The organism is Mycobacterium sp. (genome assembly GCF_050701675.1).
GTDB lineage: Bacteria > Actinomycetota > Actinomycetes > Mycobacteriales > Mycobacteriaceae > Mycobacterium.
On record NZ_JBOGDD010001048.1, the window covers coordinates 1 to 7,823 of the forward strand.

At 63.2% G+C, this 7,823-nt stretch carries 8 protein-coding genes; 6 read left to right on the forward strand and 2 right to left on the reverse strand.

Going from position 1 to position 7,823, the window contains the following annotated elements; genetic code table 11:
- The 5 genes from ACRDUX_RS32110 to ACRDUX_RS32130 form a co-directional block, all read left to right on the forward strand.
- Window positions 1-153, forward strand: a 153-nt coding sequence (locus tag ACRDUX_RS32110; RefSeq protein WP_526420114.1) for an alpha/beta fold hydrolase, incomplete at its 5' end; no start/stop codon positions are given.
- Between the two features lie 167 nt (window positions 154-320).
- Window positions 321-1,694, forward strand: coding sequence for a TetR/AcrR family transcriptional regulator (locus tag ACRDUX_RS32115; protein ID WP_526420100.1), 1,374 nt, complete (start codon window positions 321-323; stop codon window positions 1,692-1,694).
- A 231-nt stretch (window positions 1,695-1,925) separates the two neighbouring features.
- A complete protein-coding gene (locus tag ACRDUX_RS32120; protein WP_526420102.1) occupies window positions 1,926-2,792 on the forward strand; it encodes a DUF427 domain-containing protein in 867 nt (288 codons plus the stop codon).
- A 9-nt stretch (window positions 2,793-2,801) separates the two neighbouring features.
- Entirely contained in the window at window positions 2,802-3,257 is a 456-nt protein-coding gene (locus ACRDUX_RS32125; protein ID WP_526420104.1) for a VOC family protein, read from the forward strand.
- A gap of 21 nt (window positions 3,258-3,278) precedes the next feature.
- Window positions 3,279-4,772 (forward strand): dihydrolipoyl dehydrogenase family protein, encoded by a 1,494-nt coding sequence (locus ACRDUX_RS32130; RefSeq protein ID WP_526420106.1) that lies wholly within the window; start codon window positions 3,279-3,281, stop codon window positions 4,770-4,772.
- A gap of 130 nt (window positions 4,773-4,902) precedes the next feature.
- Here ACRDUX_RS32130 and ACRDUX_RS32135 read toward each other — a convergent pair whose 3' ends face one another.
- Both ACRDUX_RS32135 and ACRDUX_RS32140 read right to left on the reverse strand, forming a co-directional pair.
- Window positions 4,903-5,220: a hypothetical protein gene (locus tag ACRDUX_RS32135; protein WP_526420108.1), complete on the reverse strand. Its 318-nt coding sequence runs from the start codon at window positions 5,218-5,220 to the stop codon at window positions 4,903-4,905.
- Complete coding sequence (locus ACRDUX_RS32140) at window positions 5,217-5,747, reverse strand: DUF421 domain-containing protein (RefSeq protein WP_526420110.1); 531 nt, start codon at window positions 5,745-5,747, stop codon at window positions 5,217-5,219. Before ACRDUX_RS32140 ends, ACRDUX_RS32135 begins: the two co-directional genes overlap by 4 nt.
- A 576-nt stretch (window positions 5,748-6,323) precedes the next feature.
- Here ACRDUX_RS32140 and ACRDUX_RS32145 point away from each other — a divergent pair.
- A complete protein-coding gene (locus ACRDUX_RS32145; RefSeq protein ID WP_526420112.1) occupies window positions 6,324-7,640 on the forward strand; it encodes a TetR/AcrR family transcriptional regulator in 1,317 nt (438 codons plus the stop codon).
- The last annotated feature ends 183 nt before the right edge of the window (window positions 7,641-7,823 follow it).

Sequence of the window (7,823 nt, forward strand, 5' to 3'; positions counted from 1 at the left end):
GACGAGATCTTCGGGCCCGCCGGTGCCGAAGCCTTCGCGGCGGATCTGCCCGATGCCGAGATCCACCTTCTCGAGGGTGGGCACTTCCTGCTCGAGTCGGCGTTGGACGAGGTGACTGCGCTCATCCTGAAGTTCCTCGGACAGGGGCGGTAGCGACTGGAGGCCGACAACCCAATCGTCACCGCGCGCTGATCTGGCGTGCCGGGATACCGCTGGCGGCCGGGCCGTCCAACTGACCGGGCCATCGTACGCGGCTTCTCGGGCCGAGAAGTGGGGCGCCGCCCCCCAAAATGTGGTACCGCAGGTAGTCTTTTGCCCAAATGGCAGAATTTGCGCGAACCATCAATGCGGAAGAAGCCCATTCGCGAGTATTCACAGCCAAGGGACTCGCCACCCGCGAGCGGATCCTGCGGTCGGCGGCGAACGTGCTGCTCGCCGAGGGCTTGTCGGGTTTCAGCATGGACAGGGTGCGCCAGGAGGCCTCGGTCAGCGGATCGCAGATCACTCATTACTTCGTCGACAGACAGGATTTGATCCGCGCAGTGGTAGAGCGGCAAATCGAAGGAGTATTGGAGTTTCACCGTCAGTCCAGGCTGGGCGGACTCGACACCTTCGAGGACTGGGAGCGATGGATCGATCTCAACATGCGCTACCTGCGCAAGATCGGCTATCGAGGTACGGCGACCTATCACACACTGGTCGGTCAACTGGCGAAATACGATGACACCACCCGCAAGACCTTCGCCGACGGATACTGGCGCTGGGTAACGCTTCTCGAAGACTCATTCGCCCGGATGAAGAGCCGCGGCATCCTGGTCAAATCCGCGCAGCCCCGTGACCTTGCGCTGGTAGTGGTGTGTCTGCATCAGGGAGCCGGGATCTTGAGCTATGCCTACCGGGAAGAGTGGCCGCTGGCCGAGGCCACTCGATTCGCTGTTGACTACCTGCGCCTGTTTGCTGCAGATCCCGCCGAACGTCAGCCCCGCCGGCCACGTCGGACGCCCAAGCGGCGGGACTTCACCGCGCCGCAAGCGGTCGGCGACTCACAATTCACAGCGAAGGGATTGGCCACGCGGGCCCGCATCGTCGAAGGGGCCGCCGAGTTGATGTACGAACGCGGTGTCAGCGGCACCAGCCTCGACGACGTGCGCAAGGCCGTCGGGGTCAGCGGATCGCAGATCTCGCACTACTTCGCCGACAAGCAAGAGCTCACCCGTCGAGTGATTGAGGCTCGTACCGACTTCGTCGTAGCGTTTCACAACCAGCCGAAGCTCAGCTTTCTAGACAGCCTTCACTCATTGCGGGCGTGGGCTGACTTGTCTTGGAAACAGGCCGGTCCGGACTATCTACGAAGTGGCTGCGTGTACGGCTCGCTGACTGGCGAGCTTCTCGAGGCAGACGACTCGATTCTCGACGTCCTTGCCGCCGGGTACGGCCGCTGGCTCCGGCTGTTCGAGGACGGTCTGTGCGCGATGCGCGAGCGCGGTGATCTGATATCCGACGCAAATCCGCGCCATCTTGCGGTCGCACTGGTCACTGCGCACCAGGGCGGTGCCATGGTGACCCATGTGACACGCTCCGGTGATCCGTTCCGGCACGCCGTCGACGCCTCCCTGGATTACGTCGCCTCGTTCGCAACGCCATCCGCCAAGCGTGCCGCCAAAGCCAGAGCGCGAACGAAGATATCCTACTGACCCGATCGCGTGGCATCGCAAAACCGCTGAATACCTCGTGAATGACGCGGTATGGACAATATGGGTTCTATGCCCCAGAATATTGGGGATAGAAACCCAAATGTCGGAATCCTGCGAATATTTCTTCCGTGGTAGACGATCAAGGACCGGTCCACGACCCCTTGGGTATCCGGATTCAGCGGCTGGCCCCGAAGGCGCAGCGCGCTGGGGGTAGGACGAAAGGACATCACCATGGGTCTGGCCTGGCAGCAGGGACCGCTAGCAGCTAAGTCGGTCGGCCACTTCCTCACTGCCGAGCCACTGCCGCGGCTCCTGTTCGTCGAGCCACTGCGCCGACGCATGCGTGTGCGCTTGGGGGAACTGTGGATCGCTGACAGCCAGGACGTGGTACTTCTGCACGAACCGGGCCGTTACCCCGTGGCCTACTTCCCGCGCCGCGATGTCTGCGAGGGCATCCTCGTCGAGGAGGACCACGTCACCGAGCACGCCGACCTCGGCCCCGTGGCGTGGTTCACGGTCCAGACGGCGCAGCGGGAAGCCAGGAGAGCGGCGTGGCAGTTCGAGTCGCTGCCGGGTCATGCAACCGTTCTGGCGGGGTGCGTCGCCTTCGCTTGGCGCGCGATGGATGCCTTCTACGAAGAAGACGAACGCATCGTCGGGCATGCTGCCGATTCGTACCACCGAATCGACATCCGCTCAACCTCACGACAATTGGTGGTTCGAGAGGGCGGGCGGGTGATCGCCGATACTCAGCGGCCGGTAGTGCTCTATGAGTCGGGGTTCGCCCCGCGATGGTACGTGCACCGACAAGACGTCGATCAATCGGCGCTGCAACCCGTTGACGGACAGACCTTCTGCCCGTACAAGGGCCTTGCGAACTACTACACGGTCGGAGAACGCCAGCGCGCGGCGTGGTCCTACACCAACGCGTGGACCGAAGCGGAACGGGTGCGCAACCTGGTGTCGTTCGAGCCGGACAAGGTCGACGTCCACCTCGACGGTCAACAGCTTCACCTAGAGCCCGGACAGACCGTCATCGCCCATGGACTCGACCGCGGACTCGATGCCGACGAGATACTCCACGGCAGCCTGATCTAGGCGCAACTGATGAAGAGCCGCCTCGAAGTCGTCATTCTTCCCGTGTCGGATCCTGATCTGTCACTGCACTTCTACCGTGACCTAGTGGGATTCGACCTCGACGTCGACTACGCCCCATCGCCGACCTTCCGTGTCATCCAGTTGACCCCGCCGGGATCGAGCGCCTCGGTACAGTTCGGTATCGGTCTTCCCGATGTTCCCACTGGCCGACTGCGCGGCCTGTATCTGGTCGTTGCCGACATCGCGGCCAGCAGGCAGGAACTACTAGCCAGGGGGATAGCCGTCAGCGGGATTCGGCACAAGGACACCGAGGGTGGTTGGCGAGGAGGCCTGCTACCGGGCATCGATCCCCTTCGTGTCGACTACGCCAGCTTCGCGAGCTTTCGTGATCCCGACGACAACGGCTGGGTCCTACAAGAACGTGGCCATCGCCCCGATGCAGACGCAGATCCCGAAAGTGCCTGATCTAGAGAGGAAGTCGTGACGATGAATGTTCCAGCACCAACCTTGGACGCCGGGTCGGAACGGGCGGCGGGCCACGACTATGACGTCGTGGTGCTCGGCGCGGGTCCGGTGGGGATCAATGCCGCCGACCGAGCACACGCGGAGGGGTTGTCGGCCGCGGTCGTCGAGCGCGAGCTCGTCGGTGGGGAGTGCAACTACTGGGGTTGCGTGCCGAGCAAGGCGCTCCTGCGTCCGGTACTCGCCCTCGATGATGCCCGTCGCGTCGATGGTGCACGTGAGGCCGTCACCGGTTCGATCTCACCGTCGGGTGTTTTCGGTCGGCGTGACCGCTACGTGACGAATTGGGATGACACCCCGGTGGCCGACGTGGTCGGCGCAATGGGAGTAGATCTCTATCGCGGACATGCGCGGCTCGATGGGCCGCGGCGGGTCGTGGTGACCACGGCCGATGAGAAGTTGGTCGTGTTGAGAGCCCGTCACGCGGTGATCGTTTGCACGGGCAGTACCGCGGCGGTCCCGGACGTTCCCGGGGTGGCCGAGGCGAAGCCGTGGACGAACCGTAGGGCGACCGATAGCAGTGCGGTGCCGCCGCGCCTTGCCGTGGTCGGGGCAGGGGGTGTGGGGGTCGAAATGGCCACCGCCTGGCAAGGTCTCGGGTCCAAGGTGACGCTGTTGTCGCGCGGTGCGGGTCTTCTGCCACGGATGGAGCCGTTCGTCGGTGAGTACGTCAGTCGCGGTCTCACCGAGGCCGGTGTGGACGTCCGCGTCGGAGTCTCCGTCACCGAACTGCACCGACCCGGCGGTAGCGGCCCGATCGGCGTGATTCTCGATGATGGCGACAAGATCGAGGTCGATGAGATCCTCTTCGCGACCGGGCGCACGCCGAACACCGCCGACATCGGCCTGGACACCGTCGGTCTGGCTCCTGGTGCGTGGATCGAGGTCGACGACACCTGCCTGGCCCGCGATGTCGACGGCGAATGGCTGTACGCCCTCGGCGATGCAAATCATCGAGCGTTGCTGACCCATCAGGGCAAGTATCAGGCGCGTATCGCCGGCGCGGCGATCGGTGCGCGTGCCGAGGGGCGATCGTTGGACACCGAACCGTGGGGTGCTCACGTCGCGACGGCCGACAGTCTTGCTGTGCCGCAGGCGTTCTTCACCGATCCGGAAGCGGGTTCGGTTGGGCGCACCGCTGCGCAGGCAGAACAGAATGGCCATCGGGTTCGGACGGTCGACGTCGACATGGGCCAGGCCGTGCCAGGGGCGAACTTCTACGCCGACGGCTACAGTGGGCGCGCTCGGATGGTGGTCGACCTGGACGAGGGTTATCTGCACGGGGTGACGTTCGTCGGACCGGGTGTGGCCGAAATGCTCCACTCGGCCACGATCGCCGTCGCGGGTCGGGTCCCGATCGAGCGTTTGTGGCATGCCGTTCCTTGCTTCCCGACGATAAGCGAAGTGTGGCTGCGCCTATTGGAGGGCTATCGCGACGCCGCCGAGTCGACCGCCTAGCTCACGGGTTCGCGAACCGTTCCATCGTGATACGTGACTGCATGTCGGCCTTGGTCCGCGGTTGAGGAGAGCCGGACCAAATGGTGCGAATCGCGTAGTTACTGGCGGCATCCCCGTTGGCGACGAAATATCAAGGTATGCCGTTGATTCCATGGTGCTGTCCGCCCGGAATATTGGGCGCCGGCGTGGCCTTGACCGGTGGTGTGAAGAGGTTTCCACCAGTGGGGCTGATGTTCTTCTCGGTTGGCGCCGGCGTCGCGCCTTGGGACGTCGTGGTCGTGGTCGTGGTCGTGGGGCTGGGGGTTGGGCTTTGCTCGCCATTGTTGGAGCAGGCGGCGACGAGGATGCCCACGACTATCAGAGTGGCGCCGCCGGCGAGCACGATCGCGCTGCGGTTCTTGTAATCGAAGTTCATGCACATTCCCTTGTTTTGAAGTACCGGCTTCATGGGTCGACGCCTTCCGCGACAGGCGCTGTGTGTTGGCAGAACCCGTCATTGGCGGAGAGGACTGAAATGGCGCCCCTGGCCTCGAATACGGCTAGGTGAACGCGGTCGGTGTTGCGGTGTCCGTGTTGTCTCAGTAGTGCCTGCAGATCCGCAGTGGTAAGCCCACATCGCCGGACGTTGCGATGGTTGACCTTGCCATCGCGGATCAGAATCCTTGGCGGTGGGTCTATCAGGCGCCGCAAGCTCGGAATGAACCTTAATCTGGCCAATAGTGCGTGCGTCGTCAGCAGGCTGACCAGTGCGATGCTCGCCGAAAGCCACGAGGTGTCGGTCGCGGTCGCGGCGCGCCCCACGATCGCACCGGCGGCGGCTGCGGTAATCCAGTCGATCGGTGCAAAGTCTGCCAACGTCCGCCGTTCGGTGAAGCGAAAGAGCACCGCTGCGGTAATGAACAGAGTCGAAGCCTTGATCGCGTTGTCCGGCAGCACGGACAGGTCACCGATGAGGGCGTGCAGGATTCGATCCACCGGTCACCCCTTCATTGGATCGTGACGTTCGTCGGTGGTGGCCGCCGTGGTGGGATTCCGTGCGACACTGACAGGATCCTCCAAGCGCGCATTCAGTACCACCACTGCATTCACCCAGCTCGCCATCGAAACCCGTTCTTCCCATGCGTCTTCGGATTACCCGGCATTGTTCGGACCTTGAAGCTGGCCGAGGGCGAATCTCGTTTCCGGCTCGGAGTCAATTGCAATAATGGGGCAACTCACCCATTATGCGCCGCTGTTTCGATATGCGCCAGCGGTGTTTAGGTATTTCCTTCTTGACGTGCGTGCTTACGTGAGCATTAATATGGGCTGGTGCGCCCAGTCATGGTCGACAGTTCCGGGTTGCGCTTCAAATGCGCGCGAATCGCATCCTTGCTGCCTCCATTGCGACGGCAGATCGGAGAACACGTCCTCGTGGCACACACGACCATCTCTTACCGGGCAACCGGAAGGTGCAGGAGGCAGGTCGGCCGATATCCACCCGTGGGATCGCGGGTCCGTTCGCTGCGAGAGACGGGATTCCAGATCTCGCTTTGCAGAAGACCGTTGCAGTAGATGGCTTGCAGAGCGCTTCCTGATCCGCCGCGGTACACCGCAAAGGGACGCGCCACCCGGGAGCGCATTCTGCGTTCGGCTGCACAGGTGCTCTTGTCGGAGGGCGTCTCGGGATTCAACTTGGACAAGGTGCGCCACACCGGTTCTGTGAGCGGCTCTCAGTTGACTCACTACTTCGCCGACAGGCAGGCGCTGATTAGGGGCTTGGTGGAGCGCCAGATCGAGGTGGTGTTGGACTTTCACCGGCAGCCCTCGCTGGCTGGATTGCAGACGTTCGAGGACTTCGAACGGTGGGCTCAGCTGAATTTAGGCTATCTTCGCAATATCGGCTACCGAGGGACGCCGACCTATCACGTGCTCGCCGGGCAGTTGGCCAAATCCGATGGTGCCACCCGTGACACCCTCGCTGCTGGCTATTGGCGTTGGGTCGAACTGCTCGAGGAGGCATTTCGACACATGAAGTCCACCGGAACATTGGTCACCCCGGCGACGCCCCGGCAGCTCGCCCTGATTCTCATCGCGGGCCATCAAGGCGCAGGCCTCATTGCCTTCGCCCACTGGCAGGAGTGGCCACTGGCCGATGCGTGTCGGTTCGTGGTCAACTACCTGCGCCTGTTCGCCACCGATCCCGACGAACGGTTGGGGCGCAAGGCCACCCGACCCCGTCGGCGGCGTACCGATCACACCCCCGTCGACGACGGCCGGTTGCGCTTCACCAAAAAGGGGGTGGCTACGCGTGACCGCATCGTACGAGGTGCCGCCGACATCATGTTCGAACACGGCGCAAACCGGACCAGCCTGGACGACGTGCGCAAGTCCGTCGGAGTCAGCGGATCACAGCTGTCGCACTACTTCGATGGCAAGCGTGACCTGACTCGTCACGTCGTCGCTCTTCGCACGCGCGACGTCCTGGAATTCCAGTCTCGGCCCGAACTGGGCCAACTCGACAGCATCGAGGCCTTGAGGAACTGGGCCGGGATCTACACGAGCCAGGTGGAGACGCAGTATTTGCGTGGCGGATGCATCTACGGTTCGTTGGTTGGTGAACTTCTGGAGGGCGATGAAGAAGTCCTCGGTGACCTCGCGGCGGGATATGACCATTGGCACCTCAAACTGCAGGCTGGTCTGACCGCGATGCGGCGCCGCGGTGAGCTGAACGCCGATGCTGATCCTCGCCACTTGGCGGCGGTCCTGCTTGTTGCCCACCAGGGCGGCACCATGCTCACTTACACCATCGGGACGGCCGAGCCGTTTCGGTTGGCCCTCAATGCCGCGGTCGACTACGTTGCCTCGTTCTGTCCGCGCACTGACTCGTGATCGGCCGGTGACATGGCAACGCGTCAGATGGGAAAGCCGTTCATTCAATGTGTTTTGCGCGGTCCGGTGGACGGCGAGGACACCTGGGCGTGCTTTCAGCCCAGTACGACGACCATCTTCCCGCTGGCTTGGCCCGTCTCCATCAGGCGATGCGCTTCCCTGATTTGGTCGAAGGACAGAATG

Coding starts and splice junctions, on each gene's coding strand:
- ACRDUX_RS32115 (WP_526420100.1), top strand. CDS start 321: ATGGCAGAATTTGCGCGAACCATCAATGCGGAAGAAGCCCATTCGCGA.
- ACRDUX_RS32125 (WP_526420104.1), top strand. CDS start 2,802: ATGAAGAGCCGCCTCGAAGTCGTCATTCTTCCCGTGTCGGATCCTGAT.
- ACRDUX_RS32145 (WP_526420112.1), top strand. CDS start 6,324: ATGGCTTGCAGAGCGCTTCCTGATCCGCCGCGGTACACCGCAAAGGGA.
- ACRDUX_RS32135 (WP_526420108.1), bottom strand. CDS start 5,220: ATGAAGCCGGTACTTCAAAACAAGGGAATGTGCATGAACTTCGATTAC.
- ACRDUX_RS32130 (WP_526420106.1), top strand. CDS start 3,279: ATGAATGTTCCAGCACCAACCTTGGACGCCGGGTCGGAACGGGCGGCG.
- ACRDUX_RS32120 (WP_526420102.1), top strand. CDS start 1,926: ATGGGTCTGGCCTGGCAGCAGGGACCGCTAGCAGCTAAGTCGGTCGGC.